Source organism: Rhizobium sp. FG113, assembly GCF_057809895.1.
Genome location: NZ_JBMDKV010000001.1, coordinates 1053406 through 1075194, shown reverse-complemented (window position 1 = coordinate 1075194; position 21789 = coordinate 1053406). Strand labels below are relative to the sequence as shown.

Below are 21789 nucleotides of genomic sequence, written 5' to 3'. Positions count from 1 at the left end.
GAGTTGCATTCATGCCCATGAAACCGAAGCGACAGTATCGACAGCTGCTTCAAGACCCGTTGGTCCGTCAGATGATGACGGCGGACGGTGTGTGCCCGCGCGAGCTCGAAACGCTGTTGAACGAGATCGCCGACCGATTGCGGGACAGAGGAGAGACCAGCTCGGTCACCTACATCATGTTACACTCCAAGGCCGGACGCTCCCTCGACGAACGGCATTCCGGCTCATGCAGCCGGCTTCTGAGAATGGGGTGTTCCCCGACGATGCATTGATCGCATGGAAACGACAAACACCGCAGTCCGCCGGGATTGCGATGTTTGTCATAGCAATGCGAGGGGCTCGTCGGCGACTGAGCCCCTCGCATTGCTATCGCGGCAGCGGACCGTGTACCTTCCATTTGAAATCACCATCGCCGTCCGATTGCTGCGACAGGCTGGTCTTGCGATCGGTGGCGACCAGGCAGTCGATGAGCTGATCGCGCAGCCCATCGAGCGCGTTGGTGAATACGCCGCTTTCGTTTCTGAAGCTGTAGGCGAGGTCGGCGACCTCCGTGAAGGCTATCGCTTCCGAAACGCACTGATAATCGATGTCGCTATCTTCGGCGGATGCAACCGAGGACGTCATGGTGAGCGCCGCAAGAATGGTGGCGGCAAGAGTTATCCTGGAGGCGGTGCTGGATCGTTTCATGTCTGCTTCCTGACGTGGGTTGTTTGTCGGGTGTAGGAAACGCTGCCCGTCCCGCTTGTGGTCGGTCCGGTGGGGACGGGCGGCTTTGATTTCCTGGTGTGGGCAGGACAACAGAACGTTATTTCTTGGCCGCCAACAGCTTGTCGATGGTTGCCGAGCACATGCTTGAGAGCTTGGCCTTGTTTTCCTTCACGCAGGCCATGATCCCGCCTTCACCCGGCTGCACGCCCGGGCATAGCTGCTGGATGTCCTGCTTGCAGTTGTCGCGAAGCTCCATCTTCTGCGACATCGAAAGCTGCTGCTGGGCGGATGCAGTACCCGCGGAGATGAGAAGGAATGTGATGATGTAACGGTTCATCGTGGGTGTCCTCTGCTTGTGGAATGGGCCGCCGCAGGTTACCTCGCGGCGTTTAAGTGCCGACCCGCCGCCACCAGGGAAACGCCATCGACGTGAGGCAACGAAGCCGGTAGGACCGTTTTCGCAGCCGCAGGTCGCATTCCGATTGCAGGATTGTTTCCCAACGTTACAAACTTGGACGCCAAGAGGCGAACACGGAAGCGGTCAGCACCTTCCGGATTTTCGATACACTGGCGCTCAAGGCACGAGTATCATGCGTGAAGCTGCGGGAGGTCCGGCATTCTTCTTGCGCTCGAGGTGGGTGCCGAAACGCTCCGGCGAGCAACCTTGATACCGGCCGCAGGAATTCCGGGAACGATGTCGAACGGAACATTCGCGCGTTCGAGGCATTGGATCTCGGCTCCGGTGCGTCCACAGCTCATCGGATCGCCCATTTTCAATCTGACCACGCGCTTTCCATTCCTGGCCAGCCGGATCATAAGGTCGTCGGCGTCCATCCTGTTACCGTCAGCGCGACTTGCCACCGGCACGCGCTGTGCCTCGCGTCGAGCGAGCTCCAGAACATCAGGCGAGACAAGATCGTCGAAAAGAATGATGTCTGCGGTCTGCAACGCGCGAACGGCTTTCAACGTCAGCAGTTCGGCGTCGCCAGGCCCTGCGCCAACCAGCGTGACACGCCCATTTGTTTGCGTCAGGCTGGATAGCTTTGCGAGTTCGTCTGCGTCTTGAAGCAATAGTTCACCAAGTTCTCGCGCCGGCTTGTCCGAACTTGCGAAAACGCGGTCAACAAACCGCTCCCAGAACAGCCGTCGCAGTGATGCGGTCTGCAAGCGCTGATTGACGGATGCACGGAGTGATTGGGCAAGCTCCGCCCAGGCTTTCAACGTCCTGGGAAGCAGCGTCTCGATCCTCTGCCGGATCGCCTGGGCGAGCACCGGGGCAGCGCCATCCGTCGAGATCGCCACCACCACCGGCGACCGGTTGACGATGGAGCCGAACTGAAATTGGCAGAGCATCGGCTTGTCGATAAGGTTGACCGGAACACCGGCGCTACGGGCGGCGTCAAAGAAGCGTTGCGCTTCCTCCATTGGCTCGCAGTCACCGATTGCGATGGCAGCCCCACTCATGATCGTGGCGTCCCATGCCCGTGGGAGGTGGGTGAGGGTGCCTTGCGGATGGGCGGCACCGCGCGCGAGGAGCGCCTCAAACGTTTCGGATAGTGTCTGCGCATAGATTTGAACCTGTGCACCGCAGGCAGCCAGCAATTCGGCCTTCCAGGCCGCCGCATCGGAACCGCCGGCGACAACAACGCGCTTTCCCTCGAGTGCCCAAAAGACGGGAAGCTTCGCGAGGGCTTCCACGCGCGCTGAGCCATCATTCCGCCGCGGCTGCAAGACATCCATCGATAATCCCCTTGATCTCTGCGCGGCAGGAGCCGCAATTGGTTCCCGCGTTGGTCTGCTTTCCAACGGCCTCGACACTGCTGCAGCCGCCGCGGATGGCGGCAGCGATTTGATTGACCCCGACACTGAAGCAGGAGCAGACGGTGGCGCCCGGGTCCGGCTTATCCGCACCCGGCCGACCTGCGACGAGCGCGAAACGTCTGCGCAGATCGTCGTGCGTGGCGCCAAGCTGCGAGATTGCCCAGTTGCGGGCGACCGCCACCGGCTGCCGGGCGATGAAAAGAGCGGCGATCAAGCGATTGCCGTTAAAGAATGCCAGCCGCATGTCGCCGGATTGACGATCAGCATAACCCAGTGGCTCAATGTGATCCGGGATGGCGAATGTCTCCCGGCACCAGCGATGCCAATCTTCTTGCTGCGCATCGAATGCAAATTCCGTCCGCCAGCCGCCATCGGCTTTCGCCAATGCCCAATAGGCAGAGCTCAAGGCCATTGGCTTGGCGACCGATATGGCGAAGCCGTAAAATGCAGGCTTGAGCGGGCGCACGGAAACGGCGACATTCTTGGAGGCAGGCTGGCCGGAGACAGGGTCCGTAATCGGCGCAACGACGGCATCGATACGGGATTTGGCAGCGAATTGGTCATTCCAGTGCATGGGAACGAAGACGCTGCCACGGGCCTGTCGCTCGGTGATGAGTGCGCGGGCGATGGATTTTCCGTGTGGGCTCTCGATTTCAACGAGCGCGGCATTGCCAACGCCGATTTCCAATGCATCCCTCGGATGAAGTTCCGCGAAAGGCTCGGCAATATGTGAGGAAAGCCGGGCGCTTTTTCCCGTCCGGGTCATCGTGTGCCATTGGTCGCGGATCCGGCCGGTATTGAGCGTGAAGGGATAGACGGCATTGGTGCGATCACAGACGGTAGGCTGGATTGCGATAAAGCGCGCTCTTCCGTCCGCGTGATAAAAGCCACCATCGGCGAAGAAGCGCTTGTCGGATCTTGCGCGGCCCTCTGCCTGCGGCCACTGGAAAGGCGCCAGCGCTTCATATGCGGCGTTGTCCAGGCCCATGTGGGCGCCTATGTCGAAGTCGCGGCTGCCACCGTTTTCGAAGGCCGAAAGAGCTGCGTGCTCCCGGAAGATCTGCGAGGGGGAGCCGTAGGTGAAGGCTTTCGCAAAGCCCATGCGCTGCGCAACTTCGGCCAGCTGCCACCAGTCGGCGCGGGCTTCACCGGGCGCCTCAAGGAAATCGCGCTGGCGCGAGATGCGGCGCTCCGAGTTGGTCACAGAGCCGTTCTTTTCACCCCAGCCAAGCGAGGGCAACAAGACATCGGCATGGCGGGTGGTGTCGGTATCGCGCAGGACATCGGAGACGACAACGAAGGGACACGCCTTGATCGCGGCTTCGACGGCATCGGCGTCGGGCATGGAGACGACCGGGTTGGTCGCCATGATCCAGAGCGCCTTGATGCGGCCATCCGCGACAGCCTTGAACATGTCGACCGCTTTCAGGCCGGGCTTTTCCGCGATGACAGGTGACTGCCAGAAGCGCTGGACCCGATCGCGGTCATTGGCGTTTTCGATCGCCATATGGGCGGCGAGCATGTTGGCGAGGCCGCCGACCTCGCGGCCGCCCATGGCGTTCGGCTGGCCGGTGAGCGAGAAAGGCCCCATGCCGGGTCGGCCGATGCGGCCGGTGGCAAGGTGGCAGTTGATGATCGCATTGACCTTGTCGGTGCCCGATGAGGATTGATTGACGCCCTGGCTGTAGCAGGTGACGACTTTTTCTGTCGTCGCGAACAGGCGGTAGAATTCGCGCAGTTGCATGGCCGGCAGGCCGGTCTGTTCCAGGATGTCGTTGGAGGAGAGCAGCGCGGCGGTGGCGAAAGCCTCGTTGAAGCCGCTTGTATGCTCCGCGACGTAATTCTGATTGATCGCGCCCGCTGAAATGAGATGCGCGAAGAGGCCCATGAACAGCGCGACGTCGCTGTCGGGGCGAATGGCCAGATGCAGGTCGGCGATATCGGATGTCATCGTTCGCCGGGGATCGATGACCACGACCTTCATGCCCGGGCGCGCTGCCTTGGCAGCGGCAAGACGCTGATAGATGACGGGATGGCACCAGGCGAGGTTGGAGCCGGTGAGGATAACGAGGTCGGCCAGTTCGAGATCTTCGTAGACGCCGGGAACCGTGTCTGCACCGAAGGCGCGTCGATGGCCGGCGACGGAGGACGACATGCAAAGTCGGGAGTTGGTGTCGATATTGGCGGAGCCAATGAAGCCCTTCATCAGCTTGTTGGCGACGTAATAATCCTCGGTAAGCAACTGGCCGGAGACGTAGAATGCCACGGAATCCGGGCCGTGTTCGGCGATCGTTTGCGAGAAGCGGTCGGCGACGAGATCAAGCGCTGTTTCCCAATCCGTTCGTTGACCGGCGATTTCGGGGTGGAGCAGCCGTCCGTCGAGATCGATGGTTTCGGCGAGCGCGGAGCCTTTGGAACACAGGCGTCCGAAGTTTGCCGGATGGTCGGGATCGCCTTTGACGGAGACGGAGCCATCATCGGTGACCGTTGCGATGACACCGCAGCCGACGCCGCAATAGGGACAGGTGGTTTTGGTTTCAGTGGGCATGGGGATGCCCTCTCATGGTGCCGAGAGCGTGGCCACCCCCCTCTGTCCTGCCGGACATCTCCCCCACAAGGGGGGAGATCGACTCGTTGCTTGCTCCCCAACCAAATAGTGAGCGTGGAGCGAGCGGGCAAGCCCAGCCAATCTCCCCACCTGTGGGGGAGATGTCCGGCAGGACAGAGGGGGGTAATCTCTCCACCATCGCTCAACTACTCCGCCGCCATCATCAAACTCTCGAACGCGATGAACAGCGCCCCATCCTCGTTCCTCACGGGAATGGTCCTGACCTCGCCCTCATCCGCCCCGAGAGCCTTGCCGGTCTCCAGCGAGATCACCCAATTATGCAGCGGGCAGGTCACTGACTTCGCATGCACGATCCCCTGCGACAGCGGCCCGCCCTTGTGCGGGCAGTGGTCTTCGATGGCGAAAACCTCGTTCTCCGCCGTGCGGAAAACGGCGATCTTGCCCTGAGGGGTCTTCACGCAGCGCGCGCCACGCAGCGGAATGTCGGAGATGTCGCCGATCGAGATCCAATTCATGTCCATCTCCTCACTCCGCTGCCTGGGGGAAGCCGATCGTCGCCATCGGCTTGAATTCGTGCTTGTCTTTGCCGGAGACGCGCTCCGACCAGGGATCGACCTGGGCGAATGTCTGCGAGAAGACGAAACGGTCGTAATAGGCCTTGCGCTTGTCGGCATCGCCGATGATCTGGCGGCGGATTTCCTCCAGTCCGACGCGCTTTGCCCATTTGTAGATGCGCTCGAGATAGCGGGCCTGCTCGCGGTACATCTGCGTCAACGCCACAATATGCTCCAGCGCCTCGTCTTCGGTCTTCACCAGGCCCAGAACCTCGGTGCCCTTGATGTCGAGACCGGCAGCCCCCGCGAAGTGGATCTCGAAGCCACTATCCACGCAGATGACGCCGATGTCCTTGCAGGTCGCTTCCGCGCAGTTACGGGGGCAACCGGAAACAGCAAGCTTCAGCTTGGCCGGCGTCCAGGAACCCCACATGAATTTCTCGATGCGGATGCCGAGGCCGGTGGAGTCCTGGGTGCCGAAGCGGCACCAGTCGGAACCGACGCAGGTCTTCACGGTACGCAGCCCCTTGGCGTAGGCCTGTCCGGAGACAAAACCGGCCTTGCCGAGATCGGCCCAGACGGCCGGCAGGTCTTCCTTCTCGATCCCAAGCAGGTCGATGCGCTGGCCGCCGGTGACCTTCACCATCGGGATCTCGAACTTGTCGACGACATCGGCGATGGCACGCAATTCGTTCGCGTTCGTCACGCCGCCCCACATGCGCGGGACCACCGAATAGGTGCCGTCCTTCTGGATATTGGCGTGGACGCGTTCGTTGATGTAGCGCGACTGGTAGTCATCGGCATATTCGTCCGGCCAGTCGCAGACGAGGTAGTAGTTGAGCGCCGGCCGACACTTGGCGCAGCCGCAGGAAGTCTTCCATTCGAGTTCCTGCATGACGGCGGAGATCGTCTTCAGGCCCTTGGCCTTGATCAGGCGTCGCACGTCGTCATGGCCGAGTTCGGTGCAGGTACACATCGGCGTCACGGCGGCGGGGTTGTAGCTGTCGCCGAGCGTCAGCGACATCAACTGCTCGACCAGGCCGGTGCAGGAGCCGCAGGAGGCGGACGCCTTGGTGTGGGCGCGGACGTCGTCGAGCGACGTCAGCCCCTTGGCCGATATCGTCGAGGTGATTTTCCCTTTGCATACGCCGTTGCAGCCGCAGATTTCCGCATCATCCGGCAAGGCTGCAACGGCCGCCATAGGGTCCAGCGGCGACCCTCCCTGGTAAGCCTGACCGAAGATCAGCGTGCCGCGCATTTCGGTGATGTCGGTCTGCTTTTTCTTCAGATCGTTGAACCATGCGCCATCGGCGGTCTCGCCGTAGAGCACGGTGCCGATGATACGGTTGTCCTTCAGCACCAGGCGCTTGTAGACGCCGGCGGTGGCGTCGCGCAGCACGATCTCTTCGCGGTCGTCGCCATCGGCGAAGTCGCCGAGCGAGTAGAGATCGATGCCGGTGACTTTCAGCTTGGTCGGCGTGTCCGAGTGAACGAAGGCCGGCGAGGTATCGCCTGCAAGGTGCGAGGCGGCGATACGGGCCATTTCGTAGAGCGGCGCGACGAGACCATAGACCATGCCGCCGACCTCGGCGCATTCGCCGAGCGAGAGGATATCGCCATCCGAGGTGCGCATGCCGTCATCGACGACGATGCCGCGATTGACCGCAAGGCCTGCTTCCTTCGCGAGGCCGACATTCGGCCGGATGCCGACGGCCATGACGACCAAGCTTGCCGGAATGATGCGACCGTCGTCGAGCTCGATGCCCTCGACCTTGCCGTTGCCGACGATCGCCTTGGTGTTGGCCTTGGTAATGACCTTGATGCCTCGTTCCTCGACCGCCTTTTGCAGCAGATAACCGGCGGCGGGGTCGAGCTGGCGCTCCATCAGTGTCGGCATCACATGCAGCACGGTCACGTCCATGCCGCGCTGTGCGAGACCAGCAGCCGCCTCCAGACCAAGCAGGCCGCCGCCGATGACGATCGCCTTTTCGCGCGATTGCGCGGCCAGCAGCATGGCCTGCACGTCGTCGAGATCGCGATAGGTGATGACCCCTGGCAAATCCTTGCCGGGGACGGGAATGATGAAAGGTACGGAGCCGGTGGCGATCACCAACTTGTCGTAGCTCTCCGTCACGCCGTGGTCCGAGGTCACCGTCTTGGCAGCGCGGTCGATAGCGACGATCTTGTGGCCCTTGTAGAGCGTGATCCCATGATCGATATACCAGCCGTCGCCATGGATAACGATCTGCTCGTAGCTTTTCTCACCGGATAGAACCGGCGACAACATGATGCGGTCGTAATTGACGCGTGGCTCGGCGTTGAAGATCGTGACCTGATACTGGCCCGGCGCTTTTTCGAACAAGTGCTCGAGCATGCGACCGGGCGCCATGCCGTTGCCGATGATCACGAGTTTTTCGATGCGGGTTTCTGACATGGGGTTACTCCGCAGCTTCGACAAAGCGGTGGCGTTCGTAGAGGAACTTCAGCACGGCTTCGCGGCATTTGAGGTAGGTTCGGTCGGAGGCGAGCTCGATGCGGTTGCGCGGGCGGGCGATCGGAACGTCGAGGACTTCGCCGATCTTTGCCGCCGGGCCATTGGTCATCATTACGATGCGGTCGGAGAGCAGCACGGCTTCGTCGACGTCGTGGGTGATCATCACCATGGTGTTGCCAAGGCGAGAATGGATTTCCATGACCGCATCCTGCAGATGGGCGCGCGTCAACGCGTCGAGCGCGCCGAACGGCTCGTCGAGCAACAGGATCTTCGGCTCCATGGAGAGCGCCCGGGCGATGCCGACGCGCTGCTTCATGCCGCCGGATATCTCGGAGGGACGCTTGTCCTTGGCGTGGGCCATCTGCACGAGATCGAGGTTCGCCATCACCCAGTCGTGGCGCTCGGCCTTGCTCTTGGAATTGCTGAATACTTTGGAGACAGCGAGATTGACGTTTTCGTAGACGGTGAGCCAGGGAAGCAGGCTGTGGTTCTGGAAAACGACGGCGCGCTCGGGGCCGGGAGCATTCACCTCGCGGTTTTCGAGCAGCACGGCTCCGGAGGAGACCGGCGTCAGGCCGGCGATGAGGTTCAGCAACGTAGACTTGCCGCAGCCGGAATGGCCGATGATCGACACGAACTCACCCTTGGAGATCGTCAGGTTGATGGCTTTCAGCACCTCGGCGCGCACACCGGCCCGGTCGAAATGCTTGTCGATATGGTCGAGCTTGAGATAGGCGGTCATGGTCGTTCCCTTCAATTGGCCGAAGCGCCGCGGGTGATCAGCTTGCCGACCGCCGCCACCAGCTTGTCGAGCGCGAAGCCGACGACGCCGATGTAGGCAAGCGCGACAATGATGTCGGGCAGGCGGGACGAGTTCCACGCATCCCAGATGAAGAAGCCGATGCCGACGCCGCCGGTGAGCATTTCAGCCGCGACGATTGCCAGCCAGGAGAGGCCGACGCCGATGCGAAGGCCGGTGAAGATGTATGGGGCGGCCGAGGGCAGCATGATCTTGAAGAAGAACTCGATCTGGTTCAGCCGCAGCACTTGGGCGACGTTGCGATAATCTTGCGGGATGTTGCGCACGCCGACGGCGGTGTTGATGATGACGGGCCAGATCGAGGTGATGAAGATCACGAAGATCGCCGACGGGTTGGCGTTCTGGAAGGCAGCGAGCGAAAGCGGCAGCCAGGCAAGCGGCGGTACGGTGCGCAGCACCTGGAAGATCGGGTCGAGGCCGCGCATCGCCCAGACCGACTGGCCGATGACGGCGCCGACGATGACGCCGACCACGGCAGCCAGGCCGAAGCCGTAAGCCACGCGCTGCAACGAAATCAGCACGCGCCAGCCGAGCCCGATATCCTGCGAGCCGTAGTTGAAGAAGGGGTAGGCGATCAGGTCGAAGCTTTCCTGCCAGACCTGATGAGGGGAGGGCAGCGAGGCCGTCGGCGACGAACAGAGCGCCTGCCAGACGCCGAGCAGGATGGCGAGCACAAGGAGCGGCGGCAGGACGTTGCGGGCAAGCGTTGCCGCCATCTTCGCGACGTTGATCTTGGCGACCGGGCGCCTTGCGAGCGGCAGGATGGTGGCGGTGTTGGTTGCGGCTTCCGATATCGCGATCGTTTGTTTCTTGGCCAAAGCGGGCATTCTACGCTCCTCTTGCGGGATGGAAGAGCCGGCGCGGTCCACGCCGGCGGCACGGATCAGGACGCGACCTTGATCGTCAGGCTGTCGAGATAGGCGGAGGGGTTTTCGGGATCGAAGACCTTGCCGTCGAAGAAGGTTTCCTCGCCGCGCGAGGAGGAGGTCGGGATGTCGGCGGCAGCGACGCCGAGGTCCTTGGCGGCGGCGCGCCAGATGTCCTCGCGGTTGACCTCATCGACCAGTTTCTTGATGTCGGTATCCGGCGCGAGCTTGCCCCAGCGGATGTTCTCGGCGAGGAACCAGCTGTCATGGCTCTTGAAGGGATAGGAGACGCCGCCGGCCCAGAACTTCATGTAGAGGTCGGTCCCCTGGGCAACGCGGCCGTTGCCGTAGTTGATGTCGCCCTTGAGACGGCCGAGCACGTCCTTGGGCGGCACGTTGAACCACTGGCGCTTGCCGAGCAGCGCCGACATCTCTTCCTTGTTGTCCATGCTGTCGCACCATTGCTGGGCTTCCATCACGGCCATCAGCAGCGCCTTGGCGGCATTCGGGTTCTTCTCGACCCAATCCGCACGCATGCCGAGCGCCTTCTCGGGATGGCCCTTCCAGAGTTCGCCGGTCGTCGCCGCCGTGAAGCCGATGCCCTGGTTGACCAACTGTTCGTTCCAGGGTTCGCCGACACAGAAGACGTCCATGTTGCCGACCTTCATGTTCGCCACCATCTGCGGCGGCGGGACGACGATGGTGGAGACATCCTTGTCCGGATCGATGCCGCCGGCGGCGAGCCAGTAGCGGATCCAGAGGTCGTGCGTGCCGCCGGGGAAGGTCATGGCGGCCTTGATCTCCTTGCCCTCGGCCTTCTTCTTCTCGAAGGCGGCCTTCAGCTTGGAGGCGTCGAGCTGCACGCCGGTATCGGCATATTCCTTGGCGACCGAGATACCCTGGCTGTCGTAGTTGAGCCTGGCGAGAATGGTCATCGGCACCGGCAGGTTGTTCTGTGTTACCTTGCCGGTGTGCATGAGATAGGGGAGCGGCGAAAGGATGTGGGCGCCGTCGATGCCGTTGGCCGCACCGCCGAGAACGAGATTGTCACGCGTTGCACCCCAGGACGCCTGCTTGGCGACCTCGACATCGGGCATGCCATGCTTGGCGAACAGGCCCTTCTCCTGCGCGACGATGAGCGGCGCGGCATCGGTGAGCGCGATGAAGCCGAGCTTGGCGCCCGTCACCTCGGGGCCGGCGCCGGCGGCGAAGGCGCCTGATGGGAAGGCGCTGCGCACCGCCGTGATCAGGGCTGCGGTTGCCGTCGTCTTCAACATGCTGCGACGCGTGATGCCGGTCGTGATTATCTTGCTCATTGCGCAGGTTCCCTCTGCTTGGTGCTGGCCGGAATTTTGGGAATAAAAAAACGCCGCTCGGCAGATGCGTCATCGGGAGGGAGGGTCCCGGACTGCAAAGGCCTTGCGACGTCGATGTCTTTTGCGAGCGCTTATCGCGCGCTCATCTCGCACCGATCGCCGTTGACCGGTGCGGTTTAAGCTTTGCAAGGCGCGTGCCAGTTTGAGGTCAATCTACTAATGCGCTGAAAAGACACGAAAATTGGCGACGTTTGGCCGTCTGCCTATTTTGTGTCCTTGGATGTGTCGCGGCTAGTTTTTAAGCGCCTGCCATTTCGGCGGCATTTCTCGATGCCGGGAATTTGTGCAAGGCAGCAAGTTTTTGCAGGCGATCACACGCCGCCTTCGTCGATCGCGCCCCGTCGCTCGCTGCGCACGGCAAAGCTCGATACATAGGCTGCGAAATTTGTGGGGTCGAAGATGTGCCCATCCATGAACCGATCTCCGTCCTTGTCGCCCTCGACGCGAATGTCGGCGTCGGGTGGAGTGCTGTCGGCGCCGAGTGCCGCGCGGTAGAGGTCGGGTCTGTAGGCCGCAGCGGCGGCCCTGGCGTGGTTCAACGACATCTCCGCCTGCCCCCAGCGTACCATCTGGCTGTAGATCCAGAGCGCCTGACTGGGGCGCGGATAATTGGCAAAGCGCGAATGAAACAGGAAGTAATCTTTGACGACGCGCCGGTTGCCCTTGGCGTCGAGGCTGAATTCACCGGCGAGCACGTGGCGAATGATATGAACAGGGGCCGCTATGTACCGCTGGTCTGCCAGCGCTTCTGCCAGCGCATCGTGATTTTCGACACGATCACACCAGCGCGCCGCGGCATCAAGCGCCACGATGAGCCGGGACACAGTTTCCGGGTGGCTCTCGGCCCAGTCGGGCCGCATGCCGATCACCTTTTCCGGGGCGGATGGCCAGATATCCTGCTTGGCGGCAACGATGCGACCAACCCCGCGTTCGGACGCGATCATGTTCCAGGGCGCGCCGACGCAGAAGCCGTCGATGGCGCCGGCCGCCAGCGCGTCGGATGTCAGTGGGGGCGGTACGACGACCAGTTTGACATCGCTATCGGGATTGATGCCGCCGGCGGCCAACCAATAGCGGAACTCGTAATTGTGCGACGAGAATGGGTAGGTCATGGCAAGCGTGGGCAAAGCTTCGCCGCGCTCCTTCATATCCGCCACCACCATTGCCAGAGCGCGCGCGCTTTCGAGTGCGCTGGGCGTCTCCGGAAGTCGCGCCGTGTTGCGCATTCTCTCAAACAGCTGAGACGACAACGTGATTGCGTTGCCGCCGCGACCAAGGGAAAATGGCGTAATCGTGGGCGAGGGGTTCGAGCCGAGGCCAAGCATCGAGGCCACGGGCATCGGCGAGAGCATATGGGCGATATCGAACTGCCGGAAGGCGAGGCGATCACGAACATTCGCCCACGACACATCCTTGACAAGGTCGAGCACAAGGCCCTGCTTTTCGGCAAAGCCGAATTCCGCAGCTGCGATGAGCACCGACGCATCGACGAGTGGAATGAACCCGGCACGCAGGGTCGTCGGTCCTTCCGTCGCTATGCTGGCCGGAGCGGCCAATCCGCTCGCAGAGCTCTGGTTCGTCATCTTGTTCACTCCGGTTTCCTCCGGGCGCCGTGCTGATCGCATGCCGTGGCCATTACATCAGCAATCCGGCAGCGGTCACGACACTTTGCGCGATCTCGGCGATCTTCTTCTTTTCGTTCATGGCTGTCTGCCGAAGTAGCCCAAAAGCCTCCTCCTCCGAAAGGCCGCGCATCTTCATCAAAATACCTTTCGCCCGATCGATGATCTTTCGTTCCTCGAGAGCGGTCTTCGCTTCGGCCAGCTCGCGCTGCAGCCTGTTGAAAGCATTGAAGCGACTGACTGCCATCTCGAGGATTGGCTTGACTCGTTCCTTCTTCAGGCCATCGACAATATAGGCCGAGACGCCGGCTTCCACGGCCGCGACAATGGAATCCTCGTCCGATTTGTCCACGAACATGGCGATCGGGCGCTTAACCGCGCGCGAAATCTGGAAGATGCTCTCCAGCATGTCGCGGTTCGGGTTCTCGAGATCGATCACGATTACATCGGGATTGACCTCCTCGATGCGGCGGGCGAGGCCGTTCATGTCGGCTACGACAGTCACGCGCTGGTAGCCCGCCTCGCGAAGCCCCAATTCGATGATTGAGGCTCGGATGCTGTTCTCGTCGATAACCAGCACATTCAGGCTGGACTTGGATGGTTCAGACGTTGCCACAGGCAGCCAGCATTCCGTTCAAAGAGCGTCAATGTTTGTGATGATGAAATGCTCGATCTGAGCCTAAAAATCAATCAAATATTGAGTTGCTCATAATTTGATCGCTAATATGGCTTGAGTAACTCGAACTCGCCCGAAGCGTGCCGTCGCGTCTTCATGTCCGAACTACGGGCTTGGGAACAAAAACAGAAGACCGCCGTTGTTTTCCCAGTATTACCAAGGAGGCAGCAATGGCCAAGACTTGCAAAACGGCATCTTCACTTATCACGATTGCTCTTCTGCTTGTCTCCTCCGTCGGATCAGCACACGCCTTCAGCCTGGCAGGGGCCGCCGAGAAGATGCAGCCGCATTCGAAAAGCGCCATCGCTGCGTATGCACAGGAGGGAAGCTCTGAGGACAGCGGCGATTTTCTGCTTTCCAAGAAAGAGATTAGCCATATCCGCTGGTGCGCCGAGCGTTATCTGTCCTACCACGCGACCGACAACACTTACGAGAGCTCGGCCGGCACGCGCACCGCTTGCGTTTCCCCTTGAATACATTGCCCACGAGCGCTTGGCTTGCTGCGCGCCTGGAAAAGTTCTGAATGAGCGATAGGTATCCGGGATCTTCTCACAACTGGTTGATCATGAACTGGATTTCCCGCTGGACGGCCCGCTCTCTCGCGCTGCGATTTGTCGTCGTTGGCGGCCTGGTCAGCTTGGCGGCCATGTTCATCGTCGGTTATCTGGTGTCAAAGGTCATCGAAGATGCCGTGATCCACAATTCCGGCGCCGCGACCGCCCTTTATGTCGACAGTGTCGTTGCTCCGCTTCTTCCCGACATGCAGAAGGCCGCGCCGCTCGATGAGGCGAGCGCGCTGGCGCTAGATGAGACGCTTGGTCAAGGGGCGCTCGGAAAGCGATTGGTGTCGTTCAAGCTGTGGCGCGGGGACGGAACAATTCTCTACTCCAACGACAAGGCGCTCGTCGGAAAGCAGTTTACCGTCAACGACAAGCTTCGACAGGCATTCGCAGGAATGCTGGTTGCGCGCTATGAGATCGCTGACGACCCCGAAAGCACAACGGAACGCTCGCTCGGCAAGCCATTGATGGAGATTTATAACCCTGTTCTCCAGCCTTGGTCCGGCCAGGCCGTCGCGGTTCTCGAATTTTACGAGACGGCCGAAGGGCTGGGCGAAAGCCTGACACGGGCGAGATTGTGGAGCTGGTTTGGCGTCGCGGGTCTGACCTCTGTATTCTTCGCGGTTCTCTCAGGACTGGTCTTTCGCGGGAGCCGAACGATCGAGGACCAGCAAAGGGATCTCGCCAAACGCGTTGCGGAACTCTCGGCATTGCTTGTCGAAAACAAGGGGCTGCAGGGCAGGCTACAGCGTGCATCCCAGCGTGCCGCATCCTTGAACGAGACCTATCTGCGCAGCATCGGCGCCGATCTCCACGACGGTCCGGCGCAGCACATTGCATACGCCTCGCTGCGGCTGGATAGCGAACTGTTGATCAGTGCGGAAACCAAGCCCGACGAGCGTGAGAAGGAGCTCACCTGGATCCGCTCCAGCCTTGCCGAGGCGATGACCGAGATCAGGGATATCTGCAAGGGACTGGTGCTTCCGGAGATCGAAAAGGCTTCATTTGCCGAAATCGTCAACCGCGTCACCGAAGCCCATCAAATGAGAACCGATACCACCGTCAACACGGTGATCGAGCAGGACGGCTCGGAGCCGGTGGCGGCGGTGAAGATCTGTATCTACCGGTTCATTCAGGAGGCCTTGAACAACGCCCATCGCCACGGCGGCGGCATCCAGCAAGCCGTTTGGGCCACCCTTCATCGCGGGCATGTTACGATCGAGGTCAGTGATCGCGGCGAAGGCTTTGATCCAAACCATGTCAGGCCATCGAGCCTGGGGCTTGTCGGGCTCCGCGAGCGGGTCGATAGTCTTGGCGGAACGTTCGAAGTGAAGACCGGGGACAAGGGCACGATCCTGACCATGACCTTCGAACCGATGGAAACGGGAGAGCAGAGATGACGTCCATTACTGTTGGGATCGTGGATGACCATCCGCTATTTCGCGAAGGTGTGACGCGCAGCCTTTCCGAAATCAAGGACTTCCTCGTCGTCGGGGAGGGTGCCACCAGCGACGACGCGGCAATGATCGCGGCCGACCAACATCCCGATGTCATGCTGGTCGATGTCTCGATGCCAGGCGGTGGCTTGAGTGCAATAGGCGAGATCCTGCAGCACAGCCCATCGACGAAGGTGCTGATGCTGACCGCTTCCGAGGAGATCGACACGCTCTTGGGTGCACTTCAAAGGGGCGCGATGGGATATGTTCTCAAAGGTGTTGGCTCCAGGGGTCTAGCGGAGGCGATCAGGACCATCCTCAAGGGAACCCGTTATGTGTCTCCAGCGATGTCCGCGAAGGTGGTGGATGTCTCGCTGGACAAGGAGCCATCCAAGAACAGCCTGACGCCGCGCGAACGCGAGGTGATGGATCTGGTGGGAGAAGGCCTGTCCAACAAGCATATCGGACTGCGGCTTGATCTGCAGGAAAAGACCGTCAAGCATCACATGACGCAGATCCTGACGAAACTGGGCGTTTCCAATCGAACCGAAGCGGCCCTGCGCTGGCGCGGCCGAGGTTAGAGCCTATGGGACAAATCGATTCAGCCGGCGAACATCGGTGGCTGTCGCCTGCCTGTCCACGATCGTCCGGCCTTTCGAATCCCGCATGATGTAGCGGCCGCGACGCAGCGTTTCTGTTATGCCGTTGCGGTGGCGGACATCGACACTTCCGTCAGAACTTTCGCTCGCCTGCACGCCTGCGGCTGATGATGCGGAGTTAGACGACGGCGACGAACTTCCGGCCTTGGCGGAGTTGCCGCTTGCGCCGGCGCCTCCGTTGCTTTTTCCATTTCCATCAGCATTGCTGGAGCTGTTGCCCGCGTTACCCGAGCTGTTTCCATTGCCGGCGCCGTTGCCGCTCCCATTGCTGGAACCGTTTCCATTATTGCCGCCGTTGCCATTTCCGCCGCCATTGCCGTTGCCGTTATTGCCGTCCTTCGCATCCGCGGCATTCGTCGTCGGCGTCGGAAACGGCTCGAAGCTCAACGTCAGTGGCATCGCGGAGGTAACAATGGCGACAGTGGCCCCGCATCCCAGTCTCAGCAGGCAGCGCCTTGAAAGCATGATTGCGCCCTTTTCAGCCTTATGCCCTTGTCTACGCAGATGACGGCGCATGGATCTCCGCTGCACCGATCTTTCGCATCGATCATTCGACCTCTGGGCGATCGGTCCGCTGTTTGTGGCGAAATTCGACCACCTGCCGCATCTGCGCCAGGCGAAGCTCAAGCGCGGTCCGATCCATCGATGGGGCAAGCTTGGCGAGTTCATCGGCCAGAATGTCCATTTCCCGGAGGAAGAACAGCAGGTCAAAGCCACGTTCGAGTTCGGTGGCCATGTCGTTGGCACGAGGCGAACCGCTCCGTGACGACGCGGGCTCCGCCAAGATGATCTCGGCGACCGCATCGCCGGCGTGCCTGGCTCGAATGTTTGTCACGATGTGCTCCTGTCAGTGCTGTTGCGGTTTGGACGTGGCATCTCCCGCGCCGTCTTGTGCATTCTGTTGCCGCGTACGGCGGCTGCGCCACGCCGCGGCCTGGCGTAGGCCGTCGACAACACTTGGGGCGCTCGGTGGTTTGACGACGACGTGTACGCCGTCCCGGTCTTCAACAAGATCAGGATTGCCCGTCAGATAGACGATGCCGACGTTGAAATGGTCGACCAGCTGCTTTGCGATCTCCGGCCCTGTCAGCCCATCGGCGAGGCGCACGTCCAGGATTGCGATATCAGCCTCCGGTGCCAGCTCCATCGCTTCGGTCGTGTTTCGGGCAATCCCCGCGATCTCGAAGCCTTCGGCCATCGCGATGTCTTCCACCATCAACGCAAAAGCCGGCTCATCCTCGACAATCAGAACACGCATGATCGTTCCTAATGTATCGTCGGCGACAGGTGGCGGAGGTCGGGGTCCGGTGCGTCAAAGATTCCCAAGAGCTTCTCGAACTCAATCAGCACCAGCTGAAACTCCACATCATCCATGGCGGCGATCTGGATAAGCTCCGAAGACGCTCGTGCGATGAGCGTGTCGAGCCAGATACACTTGTCCGCTCGGATACGCCCCAGCACGTCCTTTCTGATATCGCGCAACTCGGACAGAATGCGAGACACCAGTTCGATGCGCTCATCGTGACCCATCCACTGCAAGCCGTTGCGGGCTTGCCGGATCTCAGCTGTCATTCTTGACGGCATAACCCGCCCTCCTGTCGTATCGATGAAGCTAACCACGACGAACTAGCCGACAACACGGGCTTTGGTCCCAGATGGGTCGACTATTCGTTTGCAGCGACCGTCTGGGCTTCAGCCGGCGGCGTGCACTTCATGCGGGGGCCATCGTAGGGCTGATAGGTGTTGTCTTCCGCACGGTAGGATTTGTAGCGATTGGCGCACCAGATCGCCGCGTTTGCCAATGGGTCGGCGGCAGTTGATGACGTGGACGCCATGGCGTCCACGCTCTTCTCCGATGAGGGTTGGCAGACGCGAACTTGGCCCTGGAATGAACGATAGGTGTTCGTCGCTGGATCAAACGACCGGTAGTGCGACGCGCACCAATTCAGATGTTCGGCCGACATTTCGACCGATGGCGGTGGGATATCGGCGACCACAGGCGCGGCCGCGGCCGGTCGCTTGGCGGCAACCCTCCGGCTGTCAGCCATCGCATATGTGGAAAGTGCGGGAGGCAACCGCTCATAGGTTTGAAACGCGGGATCGACACGTGTGGGTTCCGTCGTCCAGAGATCGGTATCACTCAGACCGCGCAAGCCTTGCTCCGTGTTCTCCGCCATGCCGATCGAGGCCATGGCCGCTGCGACCGTAACCGTGCCCACAACCGTGGCTATTCCAAACGCAACGCTTGCGAGCCCGTTCATTGTCGTCATCCGTTGTTGTGTGAGGATGTTCGCCCGCCACCGCCATCGGCGGCGCCGGATCAATCAGGCCGGGCGGTACGGCATGCGCCACGCCGCCCAACCAAGCCCGATCAATTGATGACCTGGATCACCTTGCGGGACGAAGGTTCGATGATGACCCGTTCGTTGTTGACGATCGCGTAGCCATACTTCGGATTTTCGGGAACTGGTGTGACCACGACAGTCTCTGGCAAGGCATGACCGACGACGACTTTTTCCTGCACCACGACAGGCGCTGCGGGAGCCGGCGCTTCGCGAACATAGGTGACGACCTTTGCCGGCGGCGGATCGATGATGGTGCCGACCACGGCGCCCGTGACGCCGCCAACAGCCGCACCGACGGGACCACCAACGATAGCGCCGGTAACGGCTCCGCCTGCCGCGCCATTAACGGTGCCCGACTGCGCCATGGCAACGCCGGACATGAGGGTGATGGCTGCGATCGCAGTCGCGGTAAGTTTGAAAGACATGTTCATCTCCTCTTCTTTGCGACGCTCTGTCGCTGGGAGACAAACGGCTGTAATTACTACAGGTTCCGGGGTCGGACCTCAGTCGGAGACGCCTCAGACCTTGGTCTGATGTGGCGTTGAAGCGCCTTGATACCGATTAAGGCGCTCGGTCGCGTCCGGTAAATTCTCCGACGGACCTATGACCGCCGGAGAGTTGATCTTGCTATCTGGCAAGGCGTTCGACACGCGTCTCGGGCGTGAGGTTGTCTGCCACCTTGTTGGTGAAAGTCGCACGGTAATTGCCGTCGAGACCAGGGAAGAGAATGTAGTCCACGCCCTTGATCCTTGCGGTTTCCATGGGGATTGGGATACCATCCCGCGCAAGCTCAGAAAGCCTCCCTCCCGCTGTCGAGGAAGGGAGCATAGCGGTCAACATGCCATGGGTGCGGAGATCGCCTGCGATGGTGAACGTCAGGCTTTCGCCATCCCATCGCTGCTCGAGAATATCCGTCCGCGATCTGCCGTCCAGCCAATCCAGCATCTGTCGCGCCGACACCATGGGGATCTCGTATTTCTGTCCAAGATCCATGAGGAACTTGTCGAAATCATTGTGAAAATCGTAATGCGTCCCAAAGGCGCCGAAGAACTCTTCCGGTCCCAAAGCACGCTGGACGAGGCGCTCGACGGCCTCGCGCTCGTCGTTGAAAATCTCATCCACAAGATGCGTTTCTTGCTGGTAGACGTTGATCAATTCGCCTGAGGCAGAACTGAATCTCATGGGAATTCCGGAACCCGTCATGAAGCCGGCGCGACCCTTCAACCAGGTCCTTGGCCAGTAGTAGTAGTTCATGTCGAAGCGGATCCCCCAGTCACGACCGATCTTGGCCTGCGAGGTGAAATCGCTCCACACGATACAATGAAGGCGGCTTGCTTCCTGCACTGGGACATCGGGATAGGCGGCCCGAAAGCGTAAGATATCGGTCGCAAAAGCCTGGTCCAGCGACGCCTTGGACCAGTTCTGGCAGAACGTGCTGGCATGGGAGCCGAGATCAAAACCACTGGAGACATAATCAGCGGCCTCCCGCGCAGTCAGGCCTGAATCGGGATAGAGCCATGACGTTGCGCGGGCGCACTCCCATTTCCTGGCGTCGCAGTTTTCGGCGTCCAGAGTCAGCATCCGGTTGAAGGAATCTCTTGTCCCGCGTTTCGTGCCGTGATCGTCTGCAGCCATGACAAGGACCGCCTTGGCCCGGTTTGGAAAATACCAGAAGCGGGGGATGGGTGCGTCGTCCCTCTGAACATGCTGGATGAGGTTTGTGAGAAGACGCATCTGCTCATCAGCCTGGGGAATATGCACGCGAGCGAGATCGACGAAGTCGGGCTGCGGGTCGGCGCTGGCCGCGCCGAAAAAGAGATCGTTCGGTCGTATGGGCGCAAGGCCATCGCGATCCTGGCCTGCCCATTCGGGATTGCCTTGTCGTGTCAGGACAACGGATTGGGGCAGGTCGAACGCGAAAGCCGCGACCTCGCCTCCCGCGCTGCCCACTGACCTGAGGGTTAGCGCCGGCGTCGAGGCTTGGTCCATGCCACCTGAAAATGATGCAAGCGTCGCCGTGTCGGCATTGGTGACATAGCGTTCCGCTACGCCGTGAAACTGAATGGGCTCTCCGACAAGTCCCTGTCCGGGCGGTCGTTTCGTGTCGATCAGGACATCGCCGGCGGAGATCGCCCCTTCTTCCGATCGCACGCCGGCAAGATCCGCCAACTCGCCCGATGGACGCACGGCAATCAGGTTTCCGCCGCTGGAGACCCAGCTGCGAAGCGCCGCCACCGCCGTATTTGCTATGGTCCCGGCGGTGATGACCAGCCGGTGTTCGGCAAGTGCCGAGGCCTGCAACTCGGGGCTGGTGATCGTCTTGAAATTCGTGAAGCCTTCCGCCCTCAGTATTTCAGAGAGATAGGGTCCAAACGGCGCGCCTTCGCCTAGAACAAGCAGTATAGGGCCGTCGCGCCCCAGATAGAGCGGTACCTTGTCCAGAACGGTGAATCGCCAATCGTGGCCAACATCATCTCGCAGCGCACTGCGCACTTCGATTTCGCCTTCAGGAAGTGGCTGGTAGCTGCGGAAGATGGCAGCCGTTCGTAGTCCGTTGACCTCGACAGCGCCGGAGATATCGAGCTTTGATCCGTCCGGCCTGGTGGCCGATACCTTGAGATCCATTGCCGTCGGGTCGATCGGCTGGTCGAAGGCGATCTGAACACGGACGCCCGGTACATTGACGGAACCCGGCATGGGAAAGGTGGAGACAATCTTCGTCGCATCTTTCGATACCGTGGATACGCCTTCGGCAATGACTGCTGCGATCAGGCAGAAGGCGACAGTTCCAATGATTTTTTTCACGGCTTGTAGTTTCCTCGAGATATTGCGGCTTGCTCACAGAAAGGCACCGATCCGTTGGAAGGCCGGTAACGGCGGCTACATGGCCGCCGAAGCTTTCTGTCGGAGTGTCGCATACCCGAAGGTGGCCGTTGGTGAACCTGCTGGCCTTCTTAGGAGACACTCTGATCGAGAGATATCTTGAGGAAGATGGTAATAAAATATGCACTTATCAGGTAGAATAATACGACTTTTAGATGATGTCAGTTGCAGCCGTCGACGGCCTTCTGATTGAAGGCATTGCTTGCAACACCAAGGGGCTCAGCCCGTTTGCATCCTGCTCCAGTATCTCGAACAGTTGCCTGCGCATGCGCGGCTCCCAGAACTTGTTGATATGCGAGGCCACGCCCTGCGCGGCCTCGGCTTCGGGTTGCGTCGCGAAGAAGCCCGCGATCTGGTTGGCCATATAGACAAGCTTGTCGTGTGTGCCGTGTGACATCGT

Annotated in this window: 23 protein-coding genes; 4 read left to right on the top strand and 19 right to left on the bottom strand. The window is 60.8% G+C overall.

Features of this window, described 5'->3' with window-relative positions; genetic code table 11:
* Nucleotides 1-11: 11 nt before the first annotated feature.
* The gene (locus ACODTZ_RS04720; RefSeq protein WP_112435447.1) at nucleotides 12-272 is read left to right on the top strand and encodes a hypothetical protein; all 261 of its coding nucleotides are present in this window, start codon (nucleotides 12-14) and stop codon (nucleotides 270-272) included.
* 94 nt (nucleotides 273-366) lie between these two features.
* On the opposite strand, the gene ACODTZ_RS04715 is transcribed toward ACODTZ_RS04720, so the two are convergent.
* The 11 genes from ACODTZ_RS04715 to ACODTZ_RS04665 form a co-directional block, all read right to left on the bottom strand.
* Complete coding sequence (locus ACODTZ_RS04715) at nucleotides 367-687, bottom strand: hypothetical protein (protein ID WP_489024093.1); 321 nt, start codon at nucleotides 685-687, stop codon at nucleotides 367-369.
* A 118-nt stretch (nucleotides 688-805) separates the two neighbouring features.
* A complete protein-coding gene (locus ACODTZ_RS04710) occupies nucleotides 806-1045 on the bottom strand; it encodes a cysteine rich repeat-containing protein (RefSeq protein ID WP_489024091.1) in 240 nt (79 codons plus the stop codon).
* Between the two features lie 251 nt (nucleotides 1046-1296).
* Nucleotides 1297-2448, bottom strand: coding sequence for an SAM-dependent methyltransferase (locus ACODTZ_RS04705; protein WP_489024089.1), 1152 nt, complete (start codon nucleotides 2446-2448; stop codon nucleotides 1297-1299).
* On the bottom strand, nucleotides 2420-5077 hold the full coding sequence (locus ACODTZ_RS04700) for a nitrate reductase (protein WP_489024088.1): 2658 nt from the start codon (nucleotides 5075-5077) through the stop codon (nucleotides 2420-2422). Before ACODTZ_RS04700 ends, ACODTZ_RS04705 begins: the two co-directional genes overlap by 29 nt.
* Before the next feature lie 206 nt (nucleotides 5078-5283).
* A complete protein-coding gene (gene nirD, locus ACODTZ_RS04695) occupies nucleotides 5284-5619 on the bottom strand; it encodes a nitrite reductase small subunit NirD (RefSeq protein ID WP_047514341.1) in 336 nt (111 codons plus the stop codon).
* 4 nt (nucleotides 5620-5623) lie between these two features.
* Nucleotides 5624-8086 (bottom strand): nitrite reductase large subunit NirB, encoded by a 2463-nt coding sequence (nirB, locus tag ACODTZ_RS04690; RefSeq protein ID WP_489024086.1) that lies wholly within the window; start codon nucleotides 8084-8086, stop codon nucleotides 5624-5626.
* A 4-nt stretch (nucleotides 8087-8090) separates the two neighbouring features.
* Nucleotides 8091-8888 (bottom strand): ABC transporter ATP-binding protein, encoded by a 798-nt coding sequence (locus tag ACODTZ_RS04685; RefSeq protein ID WP_489024084.1) that lies wholly within the window; start codon nucleotides 8886-8888, stop codon nucleotides 8091-8093.
* Nucleotides 8889-8899: 11 nt separating this feature from the next.
* Nucleotides 8900-9793, bottom strand: coding sequence for a nitrate ABC transporter permease (gene ntrB, locus ACODTZ_RS04680; protein ID WP_489024082.1), 894 nt, complete (start codon nucleotides 9791-9793; stop codon nucleotides 8900-8902).
* Between the two features lie 56 nt (nucleotides 9794-9849).
* The gene (locus ACODTZ_RS04675; RefSeq protein ID WP_489024080.1) at nucleotides 9850-11148 is read right to left on the bottom strand and encodes a CmpA/NrtA family ABC transporter substrate-binding protein; all 1299 of its coding nucleotides are present in this window, start codon (nucleotides 11146-11148) and stop codon (nucleotides 9850-9852) included.
* Between the two features lie 371 nt (nucleotides 11149-11519).
* Nucleotides 11520-12791 carry a CmpA/NrtA family ABC transporter substrate-binding protein gene (locus tag ACODTZ_RS04670; RefSeq protein ID WP_489024797.1) on the bottom strand — a complete coding sequence of 424 codons (1272 nt, stop codon included), beginning with the start codon at nucleotides 12789-12791 and terminating at the stop codon, nucleotides 11520-11522.
* 52 nt (nucleotides 12792-12843) lie between these two features.
* Complete coding sequence (locus ACODTZ_RS04665) at nucleotides 12844-13446, bottom strand: ANTAR domain-containing response regulator (RefSeq protein WP_413392779.1); 603 nt, start codon at nucleotides 13444-13446, stop codon at nucleotides 12844-12846.
* A 230-nt stretch (nucleotides 13447-13676) separates the two neighbouring features.
* On the opposite strand from ACODTZ_RS04665, the gene ACODTZ_RS04660 reads away from it, so the two are divergent.
* The 3 genes from ACODTZ_RS04660 to ACODTZ_RS04650 all read left to right on the top strand — a co-directional run bounded on the left by ACODTZ_RS04660 (nucleotide 13677) and on the right by ACODTZ_RS04650 (nucleotide 16083).
* Nucleotides 13677-13979 carry a BA14K family protein gene (locus tag ACODTZ_RS04660; protein WP_489024078.1) on the top strand — a complete coding sequence of 101 codons (303 nt, stop codon included), beginning with the start codon at nucleotides 13677-13679 and terminating at the stop codon, nucleotides 13977-13979.
* Nucleotides 13980-14071: 92 nt separating this feature from the next.
* Nucleotides 14072-15466: a sensor histidine kinase gene (locus tag ACODTZ_RS04655; protein ID WP_489024796.1), complete on the top strand. Its 1395-nt coding sequence runs from the start codon at nucleotides 14072-14074 to the stop codon at nucleotides 15464-15466.
* Nucleotides 15463-16083 carry a response regulator transcription factor gene (locus ACODTZ_RS04650; RefSeq protein ID WP_112982887.1) on the top strand — a complete coding sequence of 207 codons (621 nt, stop codon included), beginning with the start codon at nucleotides 15463-15465 and terminating at the stop codon, nucleotides 16081-16083. The genes ACODTZ_RS04655 and ACODTZ_RS04650 overlap by 4 nt, the downstream gene beginning before the upstream one ends.
* A 3-nt stretch (nucleotides 16084-16086) precedes the next feature.
* On the opposite strand, the gene ACODTZ_RS04645 is transcribed toward ACODTZ_RS04650, so the two are convergent.
* The 8 genes from ACODTZ_RS04645 to ACODTZ_RS04610 form a co-directional block, all read right to left on the bottom strand.
* Nucleotides 16087-16629, bottom strand: coding sequence for a hypothetical protein (locus tag ACODTZ_RS04645; protein WP_112982890.1), 543 nt, complete (start codon nucleotides 16627-16629; stop codon nucleotides 16087-16089).
* 79 nt (nucleotides 16630-16708) lie between these two features.
* Complete coding sequence (locus tag ACODTZ_RS04640) at nucleotides 16709-16996, bottom strand: hypothetical protein (protein WP_489024076.1); 288 nt, start codon at nucleotides 16994-16996, stop codon at nucleotides 16709-16711.
* 12 nt (nucleotides 16997-17008) lie between these two features.
* Complete coding sequence (locus ACODTZ_RS04635) at nucleotides 17009-17419, bottom strand: response regulator (protein WP_489024074.1); 411 nt, start codon at nucleotides 17417-17419, stop codon at nucleotides 17009-17011.
* Between the two features lie 8 nt (nucleotides 17420-17427).
* Entirely contained in the window at nucleotides 17428-17733 is a 306-nt protein-coding gene (locus ACODTZ_RS04630; protein WP_052213778.1) for a hypothetical protein, read from the bottom strand.
* Between the two features lie 92 nt (nucleotides 17734-17825).
* Nucleotides 17826-18422: a BA14K family protein gene (locus tag ACODTZ_RS04625; RefSeq protein ID WP_162724877.1), complete on the bottom strand. Its 597-nt coding sequence runs from the start codon at nucleotides 18420-18422 to the stop codon at nucleotides 17826-17828.
* A 110-nt stretch (nucleotides 18423-18532) separates the two neighbouring features.
* Complete coding sequence (locus ACODTZ_RS04620; RefSeq protein WP_037183745.1) at nucleotides 18533-18931, bottom strand: DUF1236 domain-containing protein; 399 nt, start codon at nucleotides 18929-18931, stop codon at nucleotides 18533-18535.
* 202 nt (nucleotides 18932-19133) lie between these two features.
* Entirely contained in the window at nucleotides 19134-21311 is a 2178-nt protein-coding gene (locus tag ACODTZ_RS04615; RefSeq protein WP_489024072.1) for an Ig-like domain-containing domain, read from the bottom strand.
* Between the two features lie 229 nt (nucleotides 21312-21540).
* Complete coding sequence (locus ACODTZ_RS04610; protein ID WP_112982420.1) at nucleotides 21541-21786, bottom strand: formate dehydrogenase subunit delta; 246 nt, start codon at nucleotides 21784-21786, stop codon at nucleotides 21541-21543.
* Nucleotides 21787-21789 lie beyond the last annotated feature (3 nt).